Annotated in this window: 1 pseudogene; it reads left to right on the top strand. The window is 74.6% G+C overall.

From position 1 onward, the window contains the following. Window positions 1–369, top strand: a pseudogene (locus ACOQFS_RS21885) (methyl-accepting chemotaxis protein); the annotation flags it as partial. Window positions 370–527: the final 158 nt, after the last annotated feature.

Here is a 527-nt window from a genome sequence, read left to right as displayed (position 1 = left end):
ACGCAGATGGACCAGGCCACGCAGCAGAACGCGGCGCTGGTGGAGGAGATGGCAGCGGCGGCCAGCGCGCTGAACGCACAGGCGGGCGAGCTGGTGAATGCGGTGGCGGTGTTCAGGCTCGACGCAGCCAGTGTCGCCAGCGCGGCGCGGCCCGCCCCAGCGGCCTCGGCGGTGCCGTTGCCTGCCGCAGCGGCAGCCGCGCCAGCGGCCCGTGCCCGGCCGCTGGCCACGCTGGCGGCGCCCGCTTCGCGCCCCGCACCGGCAGCACCTGCCGCTCGTGCGCCTGCCGCGCCAGGCAGCAAGCCCCCAGCGCCCGCCCCAGCCGCCCAGGCCAAGGGCGGCAGCGACGACGACTGGGAAAGCTTCTGACACCTTTCCGCGACTTGTCCGCTGATCACACATTGGCCGTGCCTGTGGGGGCAGGCAAGCCCTTGTCTGACAGGCGTGGGGCCCCCGAGACGGCGCCGCTCCCGCACGTCGGGTCGTAGAAACAGAGGACCGCAGAGCAGGGCAGCGCGCCGCGCTGA

Source organism: Paracidovorax sp. MALMAid1276 (assembly GCF_049198005.1).
Lineage (GTDB): Bacteria > Pseudomonadota > Gammaproteobacteria > Burkholderiales > Burkholderiaceae_C > Acidovorax.
Note: the sequence above shows the minus strand (reverse complement) of the source record. Positions and strands in the feature narration are given on the sequence as shown.